Raw genomic sequence first — 25,380 nt, forward strand, 5'->3', positions numbered from 1 at the left:
TATTTCCTCCTTATTCCTTCTTAGTAGAAGATTTTTCTTTAAATTGGTTTTTGATCTGCTTAATTCCATTTGCATAGATTTGAAACTCTTGGTCTGAGAGACTAGTAACGCTATACCTGGATCGCTCATAGATTTTAAGAACTTCAGTAGCTGTCTCATCGTCCAACTGAAGACGGTTAAACCACTCTTCTACTGTCTCTTCTTGTTTTCTTTCATACCCTCTTTTTTTCAAGTAAGCTTGCAATTTATAAAACTGAAGTCTTACGTCATTCCGACCATGATCACTGTAAAAGCTATTACGCAAATTTCTAAATGCTTGTAAGAAGGAACTCTTATTCTGGTGATCTTCCTCAACCGATATCAATTGTTCTGGCTCCAAATCTGTATCTTTTACACTCTTTTTAGCTATGTAAGAAAAGTAAAGGGAGATCACCACTATTAACAATACGATAATAGTCGTAACAACATCATATTGGAGCCCTTCCATCCCTGTTTGTACATCTTTAAAAGGAAACTCAGAGGGTTCATCCATGATCCCATCTATCTCTCCCTCTTCTTGCTTTGCTTTTAACTGAAGTTTCTCAAGCATCCATGAAATCGGAAAGCCTATTATATACCCTATTACTGTCGCTAAAAATGAGAGGATTATCTTCAGAACATACATTCCAACTTGGAAGACAAGTAGTAGCCCCAGAGCAGCTCCTACCATATATAGCAATAATTGCTGGTAACTGCCCTTAACTAATACCCAAGCATGTTCTCTTACCTGCAATAACACCCTAATGACAAAAAATAATAGTAAAAGCAGTAAGAACCAGCTTACATGTTCCATTAAGAATTCTCTTTTTGACATCAAGACGAAGAACGTTGTCGCCAACACCGCTGCAAGCCAGGTTGCCTGTCTTTCTGGGTAAGATTCCTTAATGAATGTATATACTCTCCAAAAGCTAAATAATAAAAGTGAAGCTAGGATTATCAGGCTATAGCCAAACAAAGAGAGCAATACTACCTGTAAGATTGGTATAAATAATAGGACTTGCTGCGAAACTTTACTCTTCCCTAACTGAAGCCATTTTAGAATGGCTAAAGGAGTAGAATACGCAAAGATGAGCTCAAAAGGATTAATAGCATCTGTTACCACCTTCGTGAGTAAGTAGAAACTAATAATCTCAAACAACGTAATAGCTATATACAAGCAGTATAAATTCCAATCCTTTCTTAACATCGTTGAACAGCCCCCCCTGCTTCCGTCGAGTGCAGCTCAAACATTGGTAGTTGGAGGATATAACGATCAGACAGCGTTTGAAGTACTTCCTCCTTAGAGATTCCACATAAAATAACCCCAGTCGAACGCCTTAAGCTCGATTCTGCGCTACCTATCAATCGATTCACCTTTACAAGAGGGCTCAGATGATCAATTCTCGCTAAGAGGTCTAATCCTTTAATAAGATGTTCTTTGCCACTTCCTTCTTCTAGATAAACAAGTCTATGAGGATTTCTCGCTACAATATTTATATACATCTCAAATTCAATACCTTGCTTTTCTGCAAGCTGAAGTAAGAAGGCAATATGACTAATCCGATCTTCTAATTGCTCAGAAAAGTAATGGGAATAAGTCGTTCCCTGTCCCTCTTCACCTACGTTAACTAAAAAGGTCCATTTTTGCTGAAAGGTTTTCTCCAGAATTTTTGTTTGTAAAAGTCCCGTTCTAGCAGATGCCTTCCAATGAATCTGTTGAAAAGCATCGTCAGGCGTATAGTCTCTTACTCCAGAAATCAGAATCGGTTCTTGAAAAAAGGAATAAAGGGACGGATTATTTCCATGTACTTTTGAAAGTAGATTCTCCATTCCTGATACTGGTTTCATCTTAGGGAGCACGACGATTTCCGTTTTATAAAAAGGATTATAGATATATGTAGACTCTCCTAAAAATAACGGATCGAACAGATGAACCTCCATTTGTCGGAAGATAACCCTTCCCCTTTTTAGAGCTTTAACTGTGTATGGATAGCTACTTTTCCCACTAGAAATATCAAAAGAGTAAATAGTTGAATCCTTTTTTTCAACTAAGCTTTTCATGTTTTCAACTTTTAGATGATTAGATACTAGGAAAGAAAATCTTCCATAATAGAGTGGGACAATACTCTTAGCATGAATGTCAAAAGAAATATTTACCGTTTCTTCAGGGAAAATCCGTATTGTTTTACGCTTATTTGCTAATGAAACAACCAGAAACTTGTGGTAGAAATGAGAAAAGATAAAGATCACGAGTATACTGGCTAACAGCATTGATAAAATCATAGATAATAAGAAATAATTACAGATCGTTAAGAATACAACAAAAACGAGAAGTATCTTTGCCTTTTCAGCATGAAGGCCTTCCTTCCTCCAATCTCTCACCTTACACGCCTCTTTCAACAGGCGCTTCTGTAGCCTGAATAATTTCCTCGATAATGTCTCGCTTGGTGGATCTCATACTCCCCTCCATCGTTAGTTGTATTCTATGACTTAGTACAAAAGGCGCAATATACTTTACGTCATCCGGTGTTACATACTGTCTATTCTCAAGCATCGCTTTGGCTTGTACGGCTTTCATAAAAGCCAGTGTTCCCCTAGGACTTACGCCCGCTGAGACAAACTCATGGTCTCTTGTACGATGAATAATTGTTAAAAGATATCTTTCAATGTCCTCTGTCATCTGAACGGTTTTTACTTTTTCTTGTAAATCAACGAATGCCTCAATTGATTGAAAATAAGAATCTAGTTCAGCCATTGGTTCCGTCTCACGGTAGATTCTCATCATTTGTTGTTCTTCTATAAAGCTCGGATAACCCATGTTAATACTCATAAAAAAACGATCTAGCTGCGCATCCGGTAATGGAAATGTCCCTTGTGACTCTAAAGGATTCTGAGTGGCAAGTACAAAAAATGGGACGGGAAGTTTTATTGTTTCATTTCCTATCGTCACTTGACGCTCTTCCATGACCTCTAGCAAGCTAGACTGTGTTCTTGGAGTGGCACGATTGATTTCATCTACTAACAACACATTTGTCATCACCGGACCTAAGCGAACCTCAAATTGCCTTTCCTTCGGGTTAAAGAACTCAACACCTGTTACATCACTCGGTAGAACATCCGGTGTAAATTGAAGTCTTTTGAATTGTCCTCCTACTAATTTTGAGATTGTTTTAGCAAGCATCGTCTTCCCTGTTCCAGGGACATCTTCTAGTAATACATGTCCCTTACAAAGCATAGAAACTAATATCAGTTCTGTAACTTCTTCCTTACCTAGTACAACTTTACCTACCGCTTTAATCAGGTCATTTTTTAAAGTTGAGTATAACAATTAGTTGTCCCCCGTTCTATTTTGTAAACCAAATTATACTATAAAAAATGGAAATATTATGAAATGCTAAGTCATTAATACATAAACACAAATAACACTCACTATATAATTTACTAATATCAACGGAAAAAGTATATTTCAACTCATTATTAGTTTCATGTTTTCAAAATTTCCTTTAATTGTGTAACATTAGAGGATACTAATACGACTAATAAAATAGATTCAACATTTCCTATAGGAAGGTGATACTTTTGAAAAAATGGTTCATTATTTTATTGTCTGCTTTTTTTATAACTGCTTGTGGCACAGGAAATTCGGAGGAATCTCAAGGTGAGAATTCAAACGGTAGTGGTGTTGCAGCTGGAGAAATGGAACCTAGCTTAGTTGAAAAGAGTCCCCTCGTATTTGAATACACGGTAAAGAATCAAACAGAACAAGAGGTAACACTCGAGTTTACTAGCTCACAGCGCTATGATTTCTCAGTTGAAAACAAGCAAGGAGAAGAAATATATTTATTCTCAAGTGTAGCTAGCTTTCTTCAAGCGATCGGGGAAGAAACTGTCAAACCTGGTGAATCATTAAATTACGAAATTATTTTGAATGAGCTTCAATTAGAAAAGGGAGACTATACGCTAAACGTTTGGATGACTCCTAAAGAGGGCAAAAAATATCAAGTAAAACAAACCTTCTCAGTGAAATAAGTGACAAAGAAAAGCAAACAACCGTTCAACGATTGTTTGCTTTTTATTGTATTACTCGTAGATTATCTTCCGGTCTGTTTCGAGTAATTCCGAAATACCATACCATTGGCTTTTAGCATATTAAACCTTTGATAATAACCTTGTAAATTCTGATCACAGATGAGATCAATATGAGTATGACATTCCCCCGAATTAATTTTGAAGTTCTGTAATCTTTTGAACAATCAATTGTGAAAGTATTTCATATCCGAGCTCACCAAAATGAAGGCCATCATTATCTAATCCTTTAAGAATGGTTTGATATTGATCTTTCGATAGTATGTACCCAAATAAATCAATAAAATGGCTTTCTGTTTCAATGGAAACTTCTCTTACTGCATCTGCATATTTACTTAATATTATGTTGGTCCTCGCTTTTTGAAGCTCTTCATCAACTGGCGCGGGCGAGATTAGGATCGTTCTGTTTGACCCAATAGACGTTGTAATCTTTCTAATATTTTCTTTAAATACCTCTAGTTCTACCGTCTTATGCAATGCTGCATCGTTTGCTCCAAACAATACAGTTACCAAGTCAGGTTTATATACTAAAACATCATTTTTTAATCTATCAAGAGCTTGATTTGTATTATCACCAGGTACTCCAGAGTTAATAATCTTAAAGTCTACCAATTGTTTGGACAGAAGTGAGGTTAATAACGACTCTTTGTGTCCCTCTTTTCCTGCCGTTATACTATCACCAAAGCATACTAACGTCTTCATTTTTCCACCCCTATTAACAGTCTATTATCTATTTTACCATTTTTTTCAAATTAAAATAAGAAAAACCCCCATCATAAGATGGAGGATTTGTTGATTACTTAACTTCTATAGTAAATGGATAAACATGCACTTCTTCACCGATTTGAAACTCTCCCCATATTTTATATATTCCTGCAGCTGGGAACAATGTTTCAAAGATTGTCTCATTGTCAGATAGAGGGTGAACATGTATATAATTCGTCCCCGATTCATCAAGTATGACGACATGCCCTAGAGCCCCTAAATATGGCTGGAGTTCTGGATTAGAAGGAAACGTATAGGAAAGTGTTACAGGTTCATTAGCTTTTAGAGACGATGGCTCTAATATCGTAACCACTCCATTTACTTCTCTTTGTAGTTCAGTATCCACCTGAAGACTAGCATGACTGTGTTCTTCATTAACTTCACCTATTGTAAACTCAACAGGCTTTGTCACATACTCAAGACTTTTAGGCTTTATATCGACGAATGCTTTATACACCCCATCGGTCAATTGATGGTCCACTTCATAAATTCCAGGAGCTACTTCTTCTGGGTGAAGATGATAATATTGTTCGAGATGCTCATCTACAATAATAAGGTGTAAAAGTTTTTCATGGTTTATTTCAAGTTCCTCTACAGGCTGATTTTCTTTATCTGTCAGTAAAATGTTCAATTTTGCACTAGTGACATTAAGCTCTACATTTACTTCACTTTCTTTATGCTCTTCACTCTCTCCATGATTTCCATGATCTCCATGCCCATTATTTGAGCCTGTTTCATTATGCCCCTCATGTTTATTCACATTTGTTTCTTCCACAGGTTGAGAAGAAAAGGCAGCGTAAACAGAGTAACCTATAATAACAACTAGCAAATAACCGATTGCTGAAAAAATCCATTTTTTCATGTTAATTCTCCTCTAAAATTTAACCTTTTGTAATCTCAATGCGTTTAGTACGACCGATACTGAACTAAACGCCATTGCCGCACCCGCTAACCACGGAGCAAGGAAACCTAATGCTGCAATGGGGATTCCTAGTGTATTATAACCAAAGGCCCAAAATAGGTTTTGCCTAATGTTACTCATTGTTTTCCTACTCATGACAATTGCATCAGCTATAGATTGCAGATCTCCACGAATTAACGTAATATCTGCTGCCTCCATCGCTACATCCGTTCCTGTTCCTATCGCCATACCTATATCAGCCACTGCTAGCGCTGGTGCATCATTGATACCATCACCAACCATCGCGACTTTTTTGCCAGCTTGCTGAAGCTTTTTCACTTCCTCTGCTTTTCCTTCTGGTAAGACTTCAGCGATATATCGGTTAACACCCACTTCATTTGCAATAGCCTTTGCGGTTCTCTCATTATCACCTGTTATCATAAACACTTCTATACCCATATTTTGTAATCGAGTAATCGCTTCTCTTGATGTTTCCTTTATGGTATCAGCCACGGCAATAATTCCTGCCAATGTCTCATTAACTGAGACAAGCATGGCTGTTTTACCTTGATTCTCTAATTCTTCCATTTTTACAATGGCGTTATCAATGGACACTTTATGTTGAACCATTAGCTTTCTAGTCCCAACTAAGACCATTTGATCGTTAACCTTACCTCTTATACCATAGCCTGGTATAGCTTCAAAGTCAGTGACCTCTTGTAAGCTAAGACCTTTTGTTTTAATTCCCTCTACTATAGCGATAGCTAAAGGGTGTTCCGAATTTTTTTCAACAGATCCAGCTATTCTTAATAAACTCTCTTCTGTAAAACCATTGAACACCACTACATCTGTTAATTCAGGAGTGCCTTTTGTAATGGTCCCTGTCTTATCTAAAATGACCGTATTAATGGTATGAGTAGACTCTAAGTGCTCTCCACCTTTAAATAAAATCCCTAGCTCTGCAGCGCGACCAGAACCAGCCATGATCGAGGTTGGGGTTGCTAAACCGAGGGCACAAGGGCAGGCTATAACCAATACGGCAATGAGTTTTTCTAACGCCTCTGCAAAATTACCAGGAGATACCCATATTATCCAAACTAAGAAAGTAATGAAAGCAATCCCTACTACAATAGGAACAAAAATACCTGAGATACGATCGGCTAGCCGTTGAATAGGCGCTTTTGACCCCTGTGCCTGTTCAACTACCTTAATTATTTGAGATAATGCTGTATCCTTCCCAATTTTTGTTGCCTTCATCTTTATAAAACCATTCTTGTTAATGGTTGCGCCTATTACTGAATCACCTGTCGTTTTATCAACTGGGACACTCTCCCCTGTAATCATAGATTCATCAAAGGCAGAATGACCTTCCATTATTTCTCCATCAACAGGAACCTTTTCACCGGGCTTTACGTGCAGGATTTCTCCTACGACCACTTCTTCTAAAGGAATGACTCTTTCCTCTCCATCCCGAAATACAGTCGCTGTCTTAGCTTGTAAGCCCATTAACTTCTTAATAGCCTCAGATGAACGCCCTTTTGCCTTCGCTTCAAAAAGCTTACCAAGTAGGATTAGCGTGATGAGTATGGCACTTGTTTCATAATATAGTTCGACCATATGCGCACCACTACCGATTGAAGCCACTGATAAATAAAGGCTATAGACATATGCAGCGGATGTTCCTAAAGCTACTAATACATCCATGTTTGCACTACCGTTACGCAAGGCTTTGTAAGCCCCTACATAGAACTGTTTCCCAACGATAAACTGTACTGGTGTTGCAAGTGCAAGTTGAACCCAAGGATTCATAAACATTTCCGGGAGATAAATCCAAGTGGTAAAAGAAAAGTGACTAACCATTGCCCAAAGTAGTGGAAGAGAAAGGATGGCAGAGAAGAGAAATTTCCCGGTTTGTTTTTCAATTTCAGCTTGTCGATGATCAACTAATTCTTCTGATTCTTCCTTAAGCTTTGCCCCGTATCCTAATTTTTCTACTCTTGCTTGGATATCTGCAGTTGATAACTCAGAAGGATTATACTCTACCATAGCTGTTTCTAGCGCAAGATTAACAGTTGCAGATTGAATTCCTTCTAGCTTGTTTAGACCCTTTTCCACTCTGGCAGAGCACGCCGCACACGTCATTCCTGTAATGGTGAACTCTTTTTTCTCCGTTCTAACGCCAAAACCTAGGTCCTTAATTTTATTTTGTAATGCCTCTACATTGGTGACATTGGGATTAAATGTAATAGTAGATTTCTCTAGCGTTAAATTTACATTTGCTTCTTTAACTCCCTCAATTTTTCTCAGCCCTCTCTCAATACGAGTTGAGCAGGCTGCACACGTCATTCCTGTAATCTGAAGAGTCGTCTCTTTTAATGACTCACTCATGTTAATCCTCCTCTACATACCCAACGGGGGTATATTGCAATCCAAAAGAAAGTGCTATTACAGCACTTTTTACGCTACATCATAGCCTTGATCATCAATTGTTTCTTTAATTTTATCTAACGTTACTTCATTTGAGTTAAACTCAACATCTACCGTCCCGTTTTCAAGGTTCACTTTCACTTCACTTACACCAGATAACGTTCCCACACTACCCTCAACTGCTTTTACACAATGTCCACATGACATTCCTTGAACTTGTAATGTTACTTTTTCCATGTTTCATTCCTCCTATTTCTTCATTAAACGTTGTATCGTTATAAGAAATTCATCAATAACTTCCTGGTCACCCTCTTGTATTCTTTCCACTACACAGCTTTTTAAGTGTCCTTCTAACAACATTTTCCCTACACTGTTTAGCGCGGATTGAATGGCTGAAATTTGGGTAATGACATCGTCACAATATGTGTCTTTCTCAATTAACCCCTTAACTCCGCGGATTTGACCTTCAATTCGATTCAATCGACTTATTAAATTTCGCTTCGTTTGATCTGAGTGATGACTTTTACGAGAGCTTAACTCAGATGAACAACATTCTTCTATATGATTATGTTCAGTCATCTATTAACCTCCCCTCAGTTAGAATATACCACAGGGGGGTACATTTAACAAGTTATTTACTGATCCTAATCTACCCGTTTTAACCTCTTTTTACGAAATTACGTTAAGCCGGTTCACTACTAGTTATGGTTTTGTTTAAGAACTCACTGACTTTTTGAATATGTGCTTGGTCATGCTCAATATACGACTGCAAATATTCAGCAACTGTCATCTCAGCTGCTCCTAATTTAATGATCCGTGAAAAACTCTCTTCTGATCGCTCCTCTAATAAATCAAGTAGTAGCGTTCTCGTCTCTTTATATTCATGAATTAATTGACTTTTGGTGATACCTGAACGAGCATAGACTGACGCTGACCGATTGACATGATCAACGTTCACATCTAATTTTGGAAACGGAATTGACTTTTCCATATAAGGAAGTCGATAATCCATACAGAAACGATCCCAAGATATGAAGTGGGAGAGGACATCAGCTATTGCCCATTTTCCTTCACTAAGAGGTTGAAACCATGTATTCTCATCCAGATCTTCTAGTTGCTCTACCCAATGTAGAACTTCTCTTTTTGCTTTCAATAACTCTTCCTTGTTCATCTTCTCTCACACTCCTCAGTTTTTTTCATTATAGGTGCTGTTACTCCTATCATCCAGCATTTTAACTTGCTGTTCCAACTAACTTTCCATTTTTTGTTATTATTACTATTACGCGAACCCTAACTAGAAAACCTTTATTTTTTATTAATTTGGTATTTTTAACCTTCGGTAATAACAAAAAAGCCGAGACAACATGTCCCGACCATTTAATACGTCCCAAATCCATATTTCTTGAAAATATCGATAGCCTCTTCACTTTGTAGATATTGGAAAAACCGCTTCGCTTCTTCTTTGTTTTTTGAATCGCTTATCATTCCCAGTGGATAGACAATAGGTGTATGCGAACCTACCTTTGCTGTTGCGACCACTTCCACTTCTTCTGAAAGGAAGGCATCTGATTTATACACAATTCCTGCATCAACATTATTTGTTTCTACATACGTTAATACTTGTCTAACATCCTTTCCAAATACCAACTTATCTTCTAGTGTGGACCATAAACCTAGAGACTCAAGAGATTCCTTTGCGTATTTTCCCGCTGGTACAGATTCAGGAATACCTACTGCAATTCTTGATGTTTGAATTAGGTCCTCAAATGTCTTAACGGGCTTTCCGCTATTTTTAGGAACAATAAGGACTAACTCATTGGTAAGAATATGAGCAGTCTCTGTCTCATCAATCTTTCCCTCTTTCACTAAAGTATTAAATTTATCTTCAGCTGCTGAAAAAAACAGATCAACAGGAGCTCCTTGTGTAATTTGTTCCTGAAGCGATCCTGAGGATCCAAAGCTATAGTTAATTTGAGTCTTATACTTTTCCTCATAATTAGCTTTTACTTCCTGAAGTGCATCTGCTAAACTAGCTGCTGCTGCAATCGTTAGCTCTTTGTTTTGAGTGCTCTCCTCATTAATTGAACATCCTATAAGAAAAGTAAAAAGGAGTAGTACTCCTATTAATTTCATAAATAATCCTCCTGTTGCAGCTCTCATTTTCTGTTATGTTGATCTCGTTTTTGTTTTTCAGTTATAAAGCTAAGATAGATCATTGCTATTAGACCCATCATTCCGAATAAAGTTGCAACAAGGGCTGGAGTAGACAGCTCGAAATGTTGAAACCCCATAAAGAAGCTAACAGTCATAACAATTAGTAAAATCCAGTGAAAATTTCGTTTCATTATATATCTATCCCTTCTCTTTATAGTTTAGGGAGGTTTTTCCTATAAAAGCTCAATCTCAATAGAATTGACTTCCTTTAAGTATTTAATATCTTCGTATACATCGGATGTATATCTTGTTTCGTCGATTGTCACAACTAGGTCGACAAGACGACATTCTTTACTTTGGTCATCTTTTATTTTTACTCGTACAATGGTAATGTCCAGATCTCTAATGTGCTGAAAGGTCTCTTTTAATGAAATGTCCCTTTTCACTTCTAGCTTTAATCGAATTTCTTTTTGTCTTAATGTTTTTGGACCAATCTTTTTTAATAATGGACTTAGCATCTCGACGGAAATAAGCATAATGACGGTTGCGATAATAGCCTCAAAATAGAAGCCTGCTCCGACTGTTATTCCAATTCCAGCTGCAGCCCAAATCATAGCTGCCGTTGTTAATCCGCTGATCACATCGTTGTTCCTTCTAAGGATTGCCCCAGCACCTAAGAATCCAACTCCAGAAATTATCTGTGCAGCAAGTCGTAATGGATCCATTGGTTTCTCATAGGCTACAGCATAATAATTGGCTGCTTCAATTGATACAAATGTTAGCAAGCATGAGCTAACGGAAATAACGATTGTTGTTTTTAGCCCTAAGGGTTTCTTCTTTAGTTCCCTCTCTAAACCGACAGCGGCACCCAGTACAAGAGACAGTAATAATTTTTGCAATAGTACATAATCAAGAACCAACATATCCACCTCTCTTTACGTTGTTTTTATGTATTTTACCAATTCTACTATAAACTACTTCAAGCTATTATTATTCTACTTAAAATCCAGACTAAACTACAACAAGATTCTTTAGCCCTCTTTGGATAATCTAGATGGACTAAATAAAATGGGGATGGATTTCAATAAGACGAGGTTTTATCATATTTCAATATATCTTCCGACCACGATCGATTGGTTCGATAACATCAAGATCTCTGTATCTATCCAAGACGATGGTTAAACATATTAACTTTAAACAAGCCAACTATATTATAGAATAAGGTTCAGGTACAGGGGCCTTCACGAAACAGCTCTTAAAAAGAAGACAAGAACAAACAACTATTATTATTTTCGAAAGCAACTCAACCTTCTATCAATGCTTAATTGAAGAGTTTAGCGATGAACCTAAGGTTAAACGGTTCCGATACTGTGGGTAAAACGAAAAAAAAGGTGATATTACAAACCGTATCACAGCAAATTTAGTAGTTGAAAAAGTTAACAAAAAAACGCTTGGAATTTCTTATCCAAACATTTTTGTTTTAATTCCTTTTTAAGTAAAGGGAAGTTATCTACAGTACCTGCAATAAAATGTTGATCTGTAGCACCTTTTATCTTTATGTACATGTAGTCAAAGATAAGTGATTAAGGACTTGACTTGGAGCCTCTGTGGGCATGATTAGTCTTGAAAGGCTGAAGCAGGTGTTTCAATAGGCAAGCCAGCCTATCATACCCACCCCTCCAAGTAAAGTCCTATCGTTGCATACTTTAAAAACTATAAAAACTTACTGTAGATAAGCACCCGTTTGTTGAATAAGAATCTCTAGGGTTATTTTACTTCTATAACAAAAGCATAATAGGAATCTCCTAATGAATACTTACCATCTTCTGAGTGCCAATACACTAAAAAATCATAATAATATATACCTTCTTCAATTGGAGCAGTAAGTACATCATCTACTAATTCATCTTTTACCCATTCTTGGTCTTTGTCGAGCATTCTGGATACAGAAATACTAGATGGCTTTGGTTCATAATCAAATCGGATTTTAATGTTTGCACCTTTTTGAACTTGGAAGGGTAATTTTCCTCCTAGTATCTCAGGAGGTCCAGCATAGTCAACACAACCAGTATTCCAACAATAGGATGCTCGCACAACTTCAATGTTCTCTTCTCCAACAGTAACTATTGGTATTGGTGGAGTATCGCCTTCTAACTCTTTAACGGAGCATCCTGATATAACCACCACTATGACGGTAAACAACCAAATAACCATTTTAAACGATTTCAGCATCAAACTCCCCCCAATTATAAAGACGATTATGATCAATAAAATTTTTCTTCTTTGACTAAACTCACCCGTTACTACAATAAGGTTAGCTGTAATCAAGCTTAAGAAGAGTAACTACTCTTATTTGATTTTCATTCACGAATTTATAATTTGTTCATTTTTGTTTTTACTTCTTCCCCGTATTTTTCAACTAATTGATTGTTATCTGTTATATTGTATTTCTCCGTTAACTCAGTCCGTAACTTTAACCAGATAACATTTTTCTCGTATAGATCTCTATCAAAATTATGATTTAGTTCTACTAGAGACATTCCTAATGCATCAGCATAAGCAAGATGCTGCGGTAAATCACTTGTATCTGGTCCCTCTTGAATATTTTTATCGACTTCATCTTCGGTTACTTTAATACCGTATTCCTCTTTTGCAATGAGTTTCCACACTTTATCTTCGTCCATTGCTTTCTTAGAAAGATGTACTACTTCTTCATCAGTTAAATCGGTTTTATAATAGAGTTTTTCCATTGCCAATGTGCGGATGATCCATTTAACCAATTGTTCATTCTCATCATACGCTGCAGCCACTGACATTACACCCTCAAAAACCCTTTTATAATCATCGTAGGTATACGTATCTAACATCTGTTTTTGTTCATCTTCACTTTTCATTTCTATTTCAACTTTTTTCAGTTCTGTTTGACATCCAGTTATCAAAAAAATTGAAGTAACAAGAGCAAAGAAATTTTTAATACTATTATTCATCATTTCACCTCGATAACCCTTAGGATAATAGTAGCTCCTTGTTAAACAAACCTGCTCGTTAGCGAAATATGAACATGCTTATACAATCATGTTAATTCCCTCTTTTTGCTAAAAGGACATCTTGATGAAAATTTATCATCATTTTGAGAAACCAATTGTACCTGACTCTCACTTCACCTATGGTCTCTTTAACTTCGATATAATGATGGAAATCGTGCCTTATGTATAAAATATGTAATCCATCTTCTAACTTAAATACACTAAAGATGAAACTGACATCGGAATCATCGTATGTATCCTTGATTATTAAATTATAGCTAAAATCATTAACAACATTTACTTTTGTTAGTCGTAGTGTATTTAAATCCAGATATGTAACTTGTCCTCGCCCTAAATACTTATTTAAAGTTATGTAGGTTTCATTATTAATTTCTCTATTCGACCTTAGAACAATCTCACTGGTATTCAAGAACACACCTCCAAATCGTTCTTTACTATACTTCCCGTTAGCTTAATATAGCCTGAAAGTATCAACTATTGAACTTAGTAAGACCATAATGACAGCGATCCCAAACAAGAATAGGAAAACATTGAAAATCATCTTTTGGTGCTTGTCTTCTGGAAACATTGATGTATATTTTTTGTTGATCCAATATAAGACAAAGATTTCAATAAGTATCATAAGGAAGAAGATAATATTAAAAGCTATCCTTATCACCCCATTATATTAATTACGTTATGCTCTTCTTAAAGTAATCTTCTCCTTTAGTTTAATAGTTTATATAAAAAGAGCGTCAACCGCTTCCTGGATCAACGCGCACATTAAACATGATGAATAAAACGATCTAAGACAAAACATTGAACTACATTTGTGAAATCACTTCAACTCCAATGAACATAACCATGAACATAAAAGAGGTTACAATACTTATAATATACTGCTTCGACTCTTTTCTATATTTCCATTCCATAATAGAACGGAATACCTGAATAACTATCGCACATGCGAGGAAGTAATATGGTTGTAACATAACATTATCCAATATAAACGCTATTAGAAATAAGATAATTAATGATAAAAAAACAATAAATCCTTCGCCCCAAAAATGAATTCTATTTGTATGTTTATATAGAAATTCTCCTTCTCTCTTCTTAATATTTAATTTATTTCTTAAGACCCTTTCAGCAACAAAAGCCAGGATTAGAACAATAATTAAAAAGAACAATACATTTGGTTCCATATTTCCTCACCCCTATACTAAGGCGTTTATTTAGCTATATTTTACCACATCTCCATTATCATTTTTCTAATAATTCCAATTAATGAAATCAAACTAAGCCACTTATTAAACTAAACTTCCCTTATCTACAGTATGAAAATCCACCGTATTCAACGTAAGTAAAGAAAGTAAAAGTGCTAGTTTTCTATCTTTGTGGAAGCAATATCTACAGTAAGTTTTTATAGTTTTTAAAGTATGCAACGATAGGACTTTACTTGGAGGGGTGGGTATGATAGGCTGGCTTGCCTATTGAAACACCTGCTTCAGCCTTTCAAGACTAATCATGCCCACAGAGGCTCCAAGTCAAGTCCTTAATCACTTATCTTTGACTACATGTACATAAAGATAAAAGGTGCTACAGATCAACATTTTATTGCAGGTACTGTAGATAAGGAAAGATTAGTTTAAGTGTAAAACTTCACAAGCTCTCTCTTTATTTTAACATTAAATTACAATTAACTGATGAATCTTTAAAATCATCTTAGCTAATGACATACTAATTAACATCGTAATTAGCACGGTGACAACTGTTGTTACTATGTTGTTTGAGTTGCGATTGAGTATGCGAATCTTAGTATTTATAACCAATGAACCATGATATATAAGGGAAAAAAACAGACCAAATCATTTGCGATTTGGTCTGCTAATTAGTATGCCGTCCACTATGAAGTAAAGGATTCATTTAAAATCACCTAATAGTTTAGGTTTATAATTGGCTGGATACTTATGTCCCGGCCTCATGCACTATCTTATTTACGTCGTTCCATCAAACGCTAAGCAATATTGATCTAGATCATAGATGGAAGATTCTTACCAAGGTCCTTCCTTATAGCGTTTTAACATAGTTAAGGTAGTCCATTACTTCCTTTTAATATCCCGACGTGATAATAGGGGTGCCCATCGCAATATCTGCTATCTTCTTTTCTGAGTCTAGTCTTACCCCTACCTGCAAATTAAAAGCTTTTCCCCCTTTTGTCGGGAGTTTCACCTTCCAGTCATCACGGTAGGCGGATAAAGAGATAAATTGTTCCTCTTTCATCTCTTCCACTGTCTCAGCATTGAATTCCGTCATAAGATCTGTCGCTACTTGTTCCAAATTTTGATCAAGCGCCTTTGTCCCATAGAGTGAATAAAAAACTTTCTCGCTATTCTTTAGTTCTTCCTTATAGGTGGAAGACACATACTTCCATAGATTTTCACTCCACTTACTTCCTAGCACCTCATAAGTACGTGAAATTCTAAACTTATCTTCTTCTTCATAAATGGTAATCACTGCACTTTCTTTAAGAGTGGGAGAACTTGTATCTTTGTAGCCTACTAACTTACTATATTCACTACTTGTCGACTCATCCTCTTGAAAGGTATATGCTTTTGCACTTTCTATTAATTGTTTTACCTGTTGGTCCGCTTCTTTCTTGGAATAAGCATAAGACACTGTATCTTGTACATAAATTTTCCAGCTCGTAATGGATATATTTTGATCATCAGCCACTTGTACCATTTCAAGTAGTGGTGACTGCATGTTTGTTTGTGGGACTAATTGTAAGAATGTTAAAATACTTACTACTATTGTTAATAATTTCAATTTACCTCACCTCTGGTTACATCATTGACAAAAACCAGAGAGAGTATACTAATTTAATAAATTAATATTCTATTAAGTACTGTCACTTCATTACTAGAATAAATATGCATTCTATAAAAAGATTAAAAGTCCTGTCAGCTTCGCTAACAAGACTTTTCTATCACTCATTATCTAATTCAATGGAATTGTAATGATTTCCTCATAACGTTTACTATAATAAATCCCACCAATTAATAACTCTTCAGGATCTTCCGCCGTATCGAATAATAAGATTCTCTCATAGGCTAATTTCCCAGTTATATCTGATTTTTCTTGGTGTCCGGTTGTCGTGGTAAGCTCCACCTTTCCTGTTGCAGTTTGAATAAAAACGTCATCTAACAGTACTTGATTGTTCGTGGCTATTTTCACTTCTACTATGCCCTCTTTTACAAGAACCTCTTTGATTACTAATTCCTCTCCTCCAATATTGATAGGAGTACCTTTAACTTTTTTTAATGAGATAGATTGATTGATCTTCTCATACCCAATAAATTCTTTTATATAAAGCTCAAGTTTATCCAAGTTATCTGGAAGAGCATCAAAATCAATCTCAAATTCACGTCCGCCAAATATAGAGCTACTTATACCCGCTCCCAATTGTTGTACTGGTTCATTATTAGCTCTTAACTCTATTCCTTGAAGGCCAAGTGAAATTCTATCAAAACCCTCAACATCTAGCTTTCCAGAGATAACCGTTACCGTCGGAGAAGCCACAATAGAATCAAAGCGAATCTCTCCCCGGTCTACCTTGACCGTTTTGCGGATAGTCTGAACAACCTCTTCCTTCATCGCTTTATTTGGGTCATAAGGTATAGAGATTTTTTGTTCTTGCATCTGGCCATGTTGTAAATACTCCCAATAATAGAGCGTTAATGATTTGGAAAAAGGGCTTGGTGCTTCAAACTCCATCGTACCTTTAAGCTCTGTACCATCATCGTTTCTAATTCCTTGTCCCCCTTCATAATGGGCATTCGTTAAGAAACCAGTTAACCGGTCAGGCTGAAAATAATCGCTATAAGCTTTTTCAATCCCATTAGGATTAGTCAAAGTATAATACATGATCATCCGATTCACATCCATCATTAATCCATTGATCGTTAGTACCGTCCCATCATGTAACGAAAACGATTCCTCGATAATTTGCCCTCTACCTTCCTCATTTAACTCCTTTAATGTGCCATCAATAAGTTGATCAAATCCAAGAATTTTCTTTCCGTAGAAAGCGAGAGCATTGTAATGATAACCTGCAAATATTATTAACAGGATCGCGGCAGTTAGAGATAACCATACAGATGACACCTTTCTGCCACTTGGTTCCTGTATTCTTGTTTCAAGTGCTTGCTTTAATCTATTTTCTAATTCTGGTGGTGCTTCAATGTCATTGAACTTATTTTTTGCCTCATGAAGTTGTTGTTCAACTTTTTTCACGTAAATCACCTCCATATAAATGCTTCATCTTCCTCAACCCATGGAAGATTCTGGATTTAACGGTTCCGACCGATACATTCGTCATTTTGGAAATTGATTTGTAATCTAAATCATGAAAATATTTTAGTTTTATGGCCTCAGCTTGATCTATATTTATACTTTCTAATAAGGCATGGATATCTATCTCCTGTTCCTTACTTTGATAAGGGTCAGGTATGGACTGCTGGTTGGCATTGCTTTCTTCCATTTGATCACGCCATTCTTTAATCAGCACTACCTTCTTCTGCTTTTTTACTAGATCTTTACACCGATTAACTAATATGGTTTTACTCCAACTATAGAAAGACTCTGGTTTCTTCAGTTGATGCACCTTTTCATAGACGATGACGATCATCTCTTCTAACACATCTAGTGCATCATGTTTACTTCCCATATACGAGTATGCCAATCTATAATATTCATCCTTCTGAGCCATTACTAGCTGAAGCAGAGCTTCTTTATCTCCTTGTTTTGCCTCTTTAACCTTCTGAATAATATCCATGCCATCACCTTTCTCTTGTAAGAGTGTTTGGGGTTAAGAAAAGTTCACTTTATATTAAGTTTTTTATAACTTTTTAGTATCCAATAAAAAAGGTACGTTCTTCTAATGAGAGTGACGCACCTTTTTAAAACTTATGCTTATTTATTACGGCTTTTGTATAAAAGATAAATAAAATATGGAGCACCAATAGCTGCGGTGAAGACACCTGCTGGAACCTCAATAGGGGCAAATAAAGTTCTACCGATCAAATCTGCAACTATTACTAAGATTGCCCCCACTAATGCTGATACCGGTATTAGTGCACCAAAAGCTGAACCTACCAGTTTACGAGAAATATGTGGAGACATTAAACCGACAAATCCAATCGCTCCTCCAAAAGCCACTGCTCCTCCAGTCAGTCCGGTTGCAATAAGCAGTAATAGAAATCGATTAGATTGCACGTTCGTTCCTACACTTGCAGCGACTGCATCTCCAAGCTCTGAAACATTTAGTCTCCTAGCAAAAATAAGAGCAGCCATTATTAGTAACATGGACCAAGGCATGAGGATCTGTACGTTTTCCCATGTGGAACCATAAACCGTTCCAGTCAACCAAATATTTGCCTGGCTAGCTTGATAAATGGGCCCCATAACCATTAGTAGTGTGGTAATGGCTTGAGCCAAAGAAGAAATACCGATTCCAATTAGTACTAGTCTCATAGGGGAAACGCCATTTTTCCATGAAAGTGTATAGACTAAAAGAGCCGTAATGGTTGCACCTAGAAATGCTCCAACTGGCAACCATTTGATGCTAATGGTTAATGAATTACTAGTATCTGAATAGACTGCTAGGAATAAAACCACCGCTACGGATGCGCCTCCCGTTAATCCTATAATATCGGGAGAAGCTAGTGGATTCCTAATAAGTCCTTGTAAAATAGCTCCCGCCACTGCGAGTGAGACTCCGACTAATAGGGCGATGAGAATCCTTGGTAATCGAAAGGAAGTGACAACCAAAGTTTCTATTTTTGTACCTTTGCCAAGTAAAGCATTAATGACCTGGGTTGGTGAAAGTTTCATATCACCCATTCCTGTACTCAAGATCATAAGAGCTAGTAAAACTAAAAGTAGTGTAAAAGTAATCAACATTGATCTTTTATCTATGAGGACGGATGCAACTCCCTTAGGAAGTCTTATTGACTGATATTTTTTCATCATGTCATCCTCCTACGGGCAATGTATATAAAAAACGGTGTTCCTACTACTGCTGTCATCACTCCTACTGGTACTTCTTCTGGCATAATGACATAGCGAGCTCCAATATCTGCTAACATCAGTAATATTCCACCTAAAATAAAGCAATAGGGAATAATCCACCTGTGATCTATTCCTACTAGTGCTCTAGCTAAATGTGGAATAACAATGCCAATGAATCCTATAGGTCCCGCTATAGAAACAGCACTTCCCGCTAACAAAACAACAATGACTAAAGCCATTAGTTTAACCATTAAAGTTCGTTGTCCTAGACCTTTTGCTACATCTTCACCCATTGATAACAGATTAATCTGATTTGCCAATAATAGCGAACCAATCCATGCTATGAGTAGGTAAGGTAAGACAGAGAATAATAATTCTAACTTTCTCCCCTGTATAGAACCGGCTAACCAAAACAAAACTTCTTCAAGAGCTTTTTCATTCACAACAAGTAACCCCTGCGTAAAAGAAGAAAAAAAGGCTGCCATAGCGGCACCAGCTAATGTTAACTTCATTGGTGTTAATCCTTCTCTTCCTAAAGACCCTAAGAAGTATACGGTTAAGGCTGCCACAGCCGCACCTAGGAATGAACTCCATGTTAATTGGCTTATTGACGCAGTTGATAAAAACGTAACGGTTATTACAACAAAAAAACTCGCACCTGCATTTACCCCTAATATTCCAGGAGATGCAAGTGGATTTTTTGTCATTGCCTGCATAATTGCGCCTGCAATGGCAAGGCTTCCTCCTACTGCAGCCGCAATAAAAGCCCTTGGTACTCTTGTCGTTTGGATAATTAGATGTTCGTTACTACCATTAAAGTTTGTATATGCTTCAATAGCCATTTTCCATGTGGTATCTGTATACCCCAAAAGTATACTGGCACATATAGAGAAGAGAAAGCCAATCAATCCAATAATTAGCCCAATTGTTCGAGTAGTATTTGATTTTAATAACATATTAAACTCCTAGTTTTTTATACGAAATCTCCTTATCTTACAAATATAGTCTATTTTAGAACGAATAGGCTGTCAATGATGTTGAAAATCATTTTCAATTAAACTATTGACATTACTTCTTACAAATTATAACATCATAATTGTGATTGAAAACCATTATCATTTATACAGGAGGATTCTTATGTTTTCAAAAAACAATAAATCATTTTTTCTATTATTAAGTCTGTTTTTAACTTTTGTGGTCATTATGGCTGGTTGTGGATCAGCTAACAACGAGGGCGCTGTATCTACACAAACTGATAATGAAACGACGGAAAATGCGGAAGAAGTAGCCTCAACTATTACAGTTGAACATGCCATGGGCACAACTGAAGTGCCAGCTGACCCTAAACGTGTAGTTATCTTAACAAATGAAGGAACAGAAGCATTACTTTCAATGGGAATTACTCCTGTAGGAGCTGTAAACTCTTGGACTGGTGATCCTTGGTATCCTCACATTAAGGATCAAATGGAGGGTGTAGAGCCTGTTGGACTTGAGAGTGAAGTGAACGTAGAAGCTATTTTAGCACTTGAACCAGATTTAATTATTGGTAACAAAATGCGTCAAGAAGCGGTATATGAACAACTAAGTGCCATTGCTCCAACTGTCTTTGCCGAAACACTACGTGGTAACTGGAAAGAAAACTTTGAACTATATGCAAAAGCTGTAAATAAAGTGGAAGAAGGACAAAAGGTCCTATCTGAGTATGATACACGCCTTTCAAATTTTGCAGAGCAAGCTGGTGATAAACTTAACATGGAAGTGTCCATCGTCCGTTTTATGGCAGATCATGCTCGTATTTATCACAAAGATTCATTTTCAGGAGTAATCTTAGAGCAAATTGGATTTAAACGACCAGAATCACAAAATGTAGATGACTTCATGGAAAAAGCTACAAAAGAAAGAATTCCAGCAATGGAGGGTGATATCTTATTCTACTTTACATATGAGCCAGGAGACGGTGCAGCTACAAAGAATGAAGAGGATTGGATTAATGATCCACTGTTTAAAAATCTAGAGGTGTCAAAAGCAGGGAAAGTTTATAAAGTGGATGATACCATTTGGAACACAGCTGGAGGAGTTATAGCAGCAAATCTACTAATCGATGATTTAGAAAAATACTTTTTAGAGCAATAAGAAAAATCCAGGGATCTATCCCTGGATTTTTCTTATTAATGCTTCATCTTATAGTAGGTTAATCCCAATGCAAAAGCCAAAACAGCACCCTTTACAATATCCATAGAATAATAAGGTACAGACATCATCACAAGTCCGTTTTGCAGAATTCCAATAAGAACCGCACCTACAAAAGTTCCAATTGCATTTGGCTTACCAGCTCCTAACACAGAAAAGCCAATAAATGCTGCTGCTACAGAATCCATTAAGTACGGGCCACCTGCATTGATTTCTGCAGTCATCACTCTTGACGCTAGGATAATTCCTCCAATCGCTGCAAATAGAGCAGATAATAAGTAAGCAACTATAATATATTTATTGACAGCAATACCAGAAAGTCTAGCTGCTTCTTTATTCCCACCAATCATATACATATATCTTCCATGCTTCGTATAGGTTAGGAAGATATGAACCAGAATGACAATCAGGAGCATAATGATAATAATCCAAGGTACCTGTCCAATCTTGCTAAAAAGTGGACTAATAGTCCCCTCTGCAAACGTACCATCAGGCATAACCATATTTTGAGAGATGGTTGCACCCTTTGTATAAGTCAGCGCAACCCCTTGAATGACAAACATGGTTGCCAATGTTAACAGCATATCAGGGATTTTTACTTTTACGATAAGAAGAGAATTAAACGCTCCTACTAATAAGGCTGCCGCTATAGCAGACAAAATCGCAACAAGAGTATTTTGTGAGAACCATACAAACATCGAGATCACAACGGCATTGGATAAAGATGCAACGGATCCAACGGACAAGTCAAATCCGCTTACAGATAATGAAATGGTGATACCAATAGCGATGATTGTAACGATAGATATAGATCTAAATATATTTATGATGTTATTGGACTGAATAAATGCTGGATTCGCCAAAGAGAAAACAATAATCAAAATAACGATTGTTAAAATCGTTCCGTATTTGTATAGAAAATGAAAAAGCTCAAATGTATTGGCTTTGGAGGCACTCGGTGAACTCATCTTACTTTCCTCCTGCTGAATAGTATAATATTTCTTCTTCAGTTGTGTTATTTGTTTTTAATTCCTTTACGATCTTACCGTCATACATGACATACATTCGACTCGTAATTCCCATAATCTCGGACAGCTCAGATGTCGCATAAATAATGGCTTTTCCTCGCTCTGCTAGGTTAACCATTAGATTAAAAATATCCTTTTTAGCCCCAACATCGACACCTTTTGTTGGTTCATCAAAAATATACACATCTGCGTCAGCTACAAGCCATTTACCAATGGCAATCTTCTGTTGATTACCACCAGATAAATGCTGAACCAGAGTATGCTCTGAGGGAGTTTTTACTCCTAAATTACGAATCATCTGTAAGGAAGCATTAGATTCCTTTTTCCGATCAATAAAGCTAAAAAGCTTTGTGAATGCAGAAAGATTGGAAACGGATAAGTTCGTTGTCACATCTTCGTTTACAAAAATCCCCTGTTTCCTTCTCTCTTCGGGAACTAACGCAATACCCGCTTGGACAGCAGCATATGGGTTGGATAAGCGAAGTTGCTTTCCTTTTAACGTAATCTTCCCAGTAGAAATTTTAGAATGACCAAATAAGGCATTGCATAGTTCCGTTTTTCCTGCTCCAACAAGACCTGCTACACCTACAATCTCACCTGATTTAATTTCTAAGTCAATATCCTTAACTTTTTCATAGTCAGATAGATTTTCAACTAAAAAAAGTGTTTCTCCAACCTGGATTTCATAGGAAGGAAACTGATCTTCTAATGACTTCCCTAACATTTGCTCAACAACCTTATGCTGGGACGTCTCTGTTACCTTACATCGTGAAACATGTTGACCATTTCTCATGACCGTAATGTCATCACAAATCTGAAATATCTCAGGGAGACGATGTGAAATAAAAATAATGCCTACACCCTTATCCTTTAGCTCCGAGACAATTCGAAATAGCTCTTTTGTTTCTGAATGACTTAATGGTGCAGTAGGTTCATCTAATATTAAAAACTTACAATCTGTTGAGATCGCTCTTGCGATGAGGACCATTTGTTTCTCTGCTAATGTTAGTTCACTTACTAATTTTTTGGACGGTATCTTCAAATTCATGCTGTTTATAAGACTAGAAGCCTTTTGATGAAGTTTTTTCCAATTTATAAATAAGTTGCTGTCATTTGAATGTATCGTATCATTCATAAGAATGTTTTCACCTACAGATAGGCTTGGAATTAGTGCTGTATCTACTTCCTGATACACGATTTGAATGCCTACATCTTTTGCATCCTTTGGTGACCGAATCACAACTTGTTTACCATCAATTTTAATTTCACCCGTATAGTGAGAATAAGCTCCTGAAAGTACTTTCATTAAGGTAGACTTTCCTGCACCATTCGCTCCAATCAACGCCTGTACTCGTCCTGCTTCTGTTGAAAAGTCGACCTGGTCTAGTGCCTTCACACCAGGAAACTCAATTGAAATTCCGGTCATTTGTAACAAGTTTTCCCCCATTCTAGCTTCCTCCTTTCTCCCTAGTAAAGGAAACACCCTCTAAGTAGAGATTAGAGAGTGTTTCAAAAGCTTTGGTTATTTACTATAATGTTCCTTTAATACTTTCATCCAATCTTCTTCAAAAGCTGTTGATTGTCCCCAGCCCTCTACTACATCAGAAAGGTTTACCATGTTTACAGGCTCAGAAGCTTCTAATAACTGTTCTTGAGATATTAGTGAGGCTTCTAGATTGTATGTTTGCGGAGTTTCTTCTCCCGCTAGTTTCTTAGCTAGTAATCTCACATTGACTGCTCCGATTAACTTCGGATCTACAGCTGCTGTGTATTTCCAAGGATTTCCTTCTGTTTGAATTTCTTGAAGGTCTGCATTCGAAACATCAATTCCATAAATCTTAACTTCTTCTCTTCCCGCTTCTTTCAATGCACGAGCAGCTCCAATGGCGAAAGCATCCCATGTTGCGAAGATTGCATCAATTTCGCCTTTAGGATACTTGGTCAGCATAGCAGCTACCGCATTTTGCGTTTGAACCGAAGTATCTGCTGCCGCTACACCAAAGCGCTCCAGTTCCTGAATGCCAGGATTTGCGTCAAGAGTAGCTGTATAGACATTATTACGTCTAACCATTGGAGGGAAACCGTCTACCCATAGGTACACAATATTTGCCTCACCGTTAAAATCTTTAACAAGTTGATCTAATGCTAATGTTGCTAATGCTTCATCATCTTGAGAGGTTAACGTTACACCACCTATATTCGCTACATCACCATTTGAATCAAATGTAACTACTTCAATACCAGCATCGCGAAGTTTTTGTACTTGTTTTACAGTCGCTGCATCATCACCATGCGATAAGACAACTCCGTCATAATCTTCTTCTATCGTTTGGGCAATGGCATCATGGAATTTCGCTGTATCACCGTTAGCTGTTAAGACATCTACTTGAAATCCAAGTGCTTCCCCTTCTTCTTTTGCTCCTGCTAAAAATTGAGCAGTATGATCATCTCCACCAATTTTGCGGATTACTTTAATTTTGGCTCCTTGTCCCTCGGCAAAACGCTCAGGTACATTTTCAAATGTTACCTTCTCATTTGAGTTAGTAGGTTCGGCTGAACCTCCACCTGATACGCAACCTGTTAAAAGAAGTGTTGCTGATAGTGCGGTCACAACTAGACCTTTTAGTGTTTTTCTCATTCTATTAACCTCCTAATAATATTCCAATATTATTAAAAAGAAAAAGCCTCTCCAAAAGAGAGGCTTCTACAGTTAAAT

At 36.8% G+C, this 25,380-nt stretch carries 26 protein-coding genes; 2 read left to right on the forward strand and 24 right to left on the reverse strand.

Annotation, left to right across the window (positions count from 1 at the left end; genetic code table 11):
- Positions 1-10 precede the first annotated feature (10 nt).
- Genes LT143_RS17875 through LT143_RS17885 form a run of 3 tightly spaced genes read right to left on the reverse strand, consistent with a single transcriptional unit; the run spans position 11 to position 3,346 of the window.
- The gene (locus tag LT143_RS17875) at positions 11-1,225 is read right to left on the reverse strand and encodes a hypothetical protein (RefSeq protein WP_246945345.1); all 1,215 of its coding nucleotides are present in this window, start codon (positions 1,223-1,225) and stop codon (positions 11-13) included.
- Complete coding sequence (locus LT143_RS20650; RefSeq protein WP_246945346.1) at positions 1,219-2,400, reverse strand: DUF58 domain-containing protein; 1,182 nt, start codon at positions 2,398-2,400, stop codon at positions 1,219-1,221. The genes LT143_RS17875 and LT143_RS20650 overlap by 7 nt, the downstream gene beginning before the upstream one ends.
- A 1-nt stretch (position 2,401) precedes the next feature.
- Positions 2,402-3,346, reverse strand: coding sequence for an AAA family ATPase (locus LT143_RS17885; protein WP_246945347.1), 945 nt, complete (start codon positions 3,344-3,346; stop codon positions 2,402-2,404).
- A 251-nt stretch (positions 3,347-3,597) separates the two neighbouring features.
- Here LT143_RS17885 and LT143_RS17890 point away from each other — a divergent pair, with 251 nt between their 5' ends.
- Positions 3,598-4,047 carry a BsuPI-related putative proteinase inhibitor gene (locus tag LT143_RS17890; protein WP_246945348.1) on the forward strand — a complete coding sequence of 150 codons (450 nt, stop codon included), beginning with the start codon at positions 3,598-3,600 and terminating at the stop codon, positions 4,045-4,047.
- A 192-nt stretch (positions 4,048-4,239) separates the two neighbouring features.
- Here the strand turns inward: LT143_RS17890 and LT143_RS17895 are convergent, their stop codons facing one another.
- The 18 genes from LT143_RS17895 to LT143_RS17980 all read right to left on the reverse strand — a co-directional run bounded on the left by LT143_RS17895 (position 4,240) and on the right by LT143_RS17980 (position 20,402).
- Complete coding sequence (locus LT143_RS17895; protein ID WP_246945349.1) at positions 4,240-4,806, reverse strand: SGNH/GDSL hydrolase family protein; 567 nt, start codon at positions 4,804-4,806, stop codon at positions 4,240-4,242.
- Between the two features lie 94 nt (positions 4,807-4,900).
- Complete coding sequence (locus LT143_RS17900; protein ID WP_246945350.1) at positions 4,901-5,731, reverse strand: hypothetical protein; 831 nt, start codon at positions 5,729-5,731, stop codon at positions 4,901-4,903.
- A 12-nt stretch (positions 5,732-5,743) separates the two neighbouring features.
- Positions 5,744-8,158, reverse strand: a complete 2,415-nt coding sequence (locus LT143_RS17905) for a heavy metal translocating P-type ATPase (RefSeq protein WP_246945353.1) — start codon at positions 8,156-8,158, stop codon at positions 5,744-5,746.
- Between the two features lie 69 nt (positions 8,159-8,227).
- The gene (copZ, locus tag LT143_RS17910; RefSeq protein ID WP_246945356.1) at positions 8,228-8,434 is read right to left on the reverse strand and encodes a copper chaperone CopZ; all 207 of its coding nucleotides are present in this window, start codon (positions 8,432-8,434) and stop codon (positions 8,228-8,230) included.
- A gap of 12 nt (positions 8,435-8,446) precedes the next feature.
- Entirely contained in the window at positions 8,447-8,776 is a 330-nt protein-coding gene (locus LT143_RS17915) for a metal-sensitive transcriptional regulator (RefSeq protein ID WP_246945358.1), read from the reverse strand.
- 103 nt (positions 8,777-8,879) lie between these two features.
- Positions 8,880-9,368: a DinB family protein gene (locus LT143_RS17920; RefSeq protein WP_246945360.1), complete on the reverse strand. Its 489-nt coding sequence runs from the start codon at positions 9,366-9,368 to the stop codon at positions 8,880-8,882.
- Positions 9,369-9,574: 206 nt separating this feature from the next.
- Positions 9,575-10,330 (reverse strand): molybdate ABC transporter substrate-binding protein, encoded by a 756-nt coding sequence (gene modA / locus LT143_RS17925; protein ID WP_246945362.1) that lies wholly within the window; start codon positions 10,328-10,330, stop codon positions 9,575-9,577.
- Between the two features lie 23 nt (positions 10,331-10,353).
- Entirely contained in the window at positions 10,354-10,542 is a 189-nt protein-coding gene (locus LT143_RS17930; protein ID WP_246945364.1) for a hypothetical protein, read from the reverse strand.
- Between the two features lie 42 nt (positions 10,543-10,584).
- Positions 10,585-11,250 carry an MgtC/SapB family protein gene (locus LT143_RS17935; RefSeq protein WP_246945366.1) on the reverse strand — a complete coding sequence of 222 codons (666 nt, stop codon included), beginning with the start codon at positions 11,248-11,250 and terminating at the stop codon, positions 10,585-10,587.
- An 868-nt stretch (positions 11,251-12,118) separates the two neighbouring features.
- On the reverse strand, positions 12,119-12,583 hold the full coding sequence (locus tag LT143_RS17940; protein ID WP_246945368.1) for a hypothetical protein: 465 nt from the start codon (positions 12,581-12,583) through the stop codon (positions 12,119-12,121).
- Positions 12,584-12,723: 140 nt separating this feature from the next.
- Positions 12,724-13,341, reverse strand: coding sequence for a hypothetical protein (locus LT143_RS17945; protein WP_246945371.1), 618 nt, complete (start codon positions 13,339-13,341; stop codon positions 12,724-12,726).
- Between the two features lie 88 nt (positions 13,342-13,429).
- A complete protein-coding gene (locus LT143_RS17950) occupies positions 13,430-13,807 on the reverse strand; it encodes a hypothetical protein (RefSeq protein ID WP_246938985.1) in 378 nt (125 codons plus the stop codon).
- Positions 13,808-14,201: 394 nt separating this feature from the next.
- Complete coding sequence (locus LT143_RS17955) at positions 14,202-14,579, reverse strand: DUF4181 domain-containing protein (protein ID WP_246945374.1); 378 nt, start codon at positions 14,577-14,579, stop codon at positions 14,202-14,204.
- 907 nt (positions 14,580-15,486) lie between these two features.
- A complete protein-coding gene (locus LT143_RS17960) occupies positions 15,487-16,203 on the reverse strand; it encodes a YwmB family TATA-box binding protein (protein ID WP_246945376.1) in 717 nt (238 codons plus the stop codon).
- A 171-nt stretch (positions 16,204-16,374) separates the two neighbouring features.
- A complete protein-coding gene (locus tag LT143_RS17965) occupies positions 16,375-17,670 on the reverse strand; it encodes a DUF4179 domain-containing protein (RefSeq protein WP_246945380.1) in 1,296 nt (431 codons plus the stop codon).
- Entirely contained in the window at positions 17,657-18,211 is a 555-nt protein-coding gene (locus LT143_RS17970) for an RNA polymerase sigma factor (protein ID WP_246945382.1), read from the reverse strand. Before LT143_RS17970 ends, LT143_RS17965 begins: the two co-directional genes overlap by 14 nt.
- Positions 18,212-18,348: 137 nt before the next feature.
- A complete protein-coding gene (locus LT143_RS17975; RefSeq protein ID WP_246945384.1) occupies positions 18,349-19,404 on the reverse strand; it encodes a FecCD family ABC transporter permease in 1,056 nt (351 codons plus the stop codon).
- A complete protein-coding gene (locus LT143_RS17980; protein WP_246945386.1) occupies positions 19,404-20,402 on the reverse strand; it encodes a FecCD family ABC transporter permease in 999 nt (332 codons plus the stop codon). Before LT143_RS17980 ends, LT143_RS17975 begins: the two co-directional genes overlap by 1 nt.
- 181 nt (positions 20,403-20,583) lie before the next feature.
- Between LT143_RS17980 and LT143_RS17985 the strand changes: the two genes are divergently transcribed.
- Positions 20,584-21,579, forward strand: coding sequence for an ABC transporter substrate-binding protein (locus LT143_RS17985; RefSeq protein ID WP_246945388.1), 996 nt, complete (start codon positions 20,584-20,586; stop codon positions 21,577-21,579).
- Positions 21,580-21,614: 35 nt separating this feature from the next.
- Here the strand turns inward: LT143_RS17985 and LT143_RS17990 are convergent, their stop codons facing one another.
- From LT143_RS17990 to LT143_RS18000, 3 genes are all read right to left on the reverse strand, one after another.
- On the reverse strand, positions 21,615-22,604 hold the full coding sequence (locus tag LT143_RS17990) for an ABC transporter permease (protein WP_246945391.1): 990 nt from the start codon (positions 22,602-22,604) through the stop codon (positions 21,615-21,617).
- Between the two features lies 1 nt (position 22,605).
- Positions 22,606-24,111 (reverse strand): sugar ABC transporter ATP-binding protein, encoded by a 1,506-nt coding sequence (locus LT143_RS17995; RefSeq protein ID WP_246945393.1) that lies wholly within the window; start codon positions 24,109-24,111, stop codon positions 22,606-22,608.
- A gap of 75 nt (positions 24,112-24,186) precedes the next feature.
- Positions 24,187-25,302 (reverse strand): sugar ABC transporter substrate-binding protein, encoded by a 1,116-nt coding sequence (locus LT143_RS18000; protein WP_246945396.1) that lies wholly within the window; start codon positions 25,300-25,302, stop codon positions 24,187-24,189.
- Positions 25,303-25,380: the final 78 nt, after the last annotated feature.

The sequence above is a fragment of the Bacillus pinisoli genome (genome assembly GCF_023036475.1).
GTDB lineage: Bacteria > Bacillota > Bacilli > Bacillales > SA4 > Bacillus_BS > Bacillus_BS pinisoli.

Excerpts from the sequence above, each read along its gene's own strand:
- LT143_RS17970 (WP_246945382.1), bottom strand. The coding sequence starts at position 18,211 with ATGGATATTATTCAGAAGGTTAAAGAGGCAAAACAAGGAGATAAAGAA.
- LT143_RS17955 (WP_246945374.1), bottom strand. The coding sequence starts at position 14,579 with ATGGAACCAAATGTATTGTTCTTTTTAATTATTGTTCTAATCCTGGCT.
- LT143_RS17895 (WP_246945349.1), bottom strand. The coding sequence starts at position 4,806 with ATGAAGACGTTAGTATGCTTTGGTGATAGTATAACGGCAGGAAAAGAG.
- LT143_RS17945 (WP_246945371.1), bottom strand. The coding sequence starts at position 13,341 with ATGATGAATAATAGTATTAAAAATTTCTTTGCTCTTGTTACTTCAATT.
- LT143_RS17920 (WP_246945360.1), bottom strand. The coding sequence starts at position 9,368 with ATGAACAAGGAAGAGTTATTGAAAGCAAAAAGAGAAGTTCTACATTGG.
- LT143_RS17995 (WP_246945393.1), bottom strand. The coding sequence starts at position 24,111 with ATGGGGGAAAACTTGTTACAAATGACCGGAATTTCAATTGAGTTTCCT.
- LT143_RS17990 (WP_246945391.1), bottom strand. The coding sequence starts at position 22,604 with ATGAGTTCACCGAGTGCCTCCAAAGCCAATACATTTGAGCTTTTTCAT.
- LT143_RS18000 (WP_246945396.1), bottom strand. The coding sequence starts at position 25,302 with ATGAGAAAAACACTAAAAGGTCTAGTTGTGACCGCACTATCAGCAACA.
- LT143_RS17915 (WP_246945358.1), bottom strand. The coding sequence starts at position 8,776 with ATGACTGAACATAATCATATAGAAGAATGTTGTTCATCTGAGTTAAGC.
- LT143_RS17930 (WP_246945364.1), bottom strand. The coding sequence starts at position 10,542 with ATGAAACGAAATTTTCACTGGATTTTACTAATTGTTATGACTGTTAGC.
- copZ (WP_246945356.1), bottom strand. The coding sequence starts at position 8,434 with ATGGAAAAAGTAACATTACAAGTTCAAGGAATGTCATGTGGACATTGT.
- LT143_RS17940 (WP_246945368.1), bottom strand. The coding sequence starts at position 12,583 with ATGCTGAAATCGTTTAAAATGGTTATTTGGTTGTTTACCGTCATAGTG.
- LT143_RS17905 (WP_246945353.1), bottom strand. The coding sequence starts at position 8,158 with ATGAGTGAGTCATTAAAAGAGACGACTCTTCAGATTACAGGAATGACG.
- LT143_RS17980 (WP_246945386.1), bottom strand. The coding sequence starts at position 20,402 with ATGTTATTAAAATCAAATACTACTCGAACAATTGGGCTAATTATTGGA.
- LT143_RS17900 (WP_246945350.1), bottom strand. The coding sequence starts at position 5,731 with ATGAAAAAATGGATTTTTTCAGCAATCGGTTATTTGCTAGTTGTTATT.
- LT143_RS17875 (WP_246945345.1), bottom strand. The coding sequence starts at position 1,225 with ATGTTAAGAAAGGATTGGAATTTATACTGCTTGTATATAGCTATTACG.
- LT143_RS17975 (WP_246945384.1), bottom strand. The coding sequence starts at position 19,404 with ATGAAAAAATATCAGTCAATAAGACTTCCTAAGGGAGTTGCATCCGTC.
- modA (WP_246945362.1), bottom strand. The coding sequence starts at position 10,330 with ATGAAATTAATAGGAGTACTACTCCTTTTTACTTTTCTTATAGGATGT.
- LT143_RS17985 (WP_246945388.1), top strand. The coding sequence starts at position 20,584 with ATGTTTTCAAAAAACAATAAATCATTTTTTCTATTATTAAGTCTGTTT.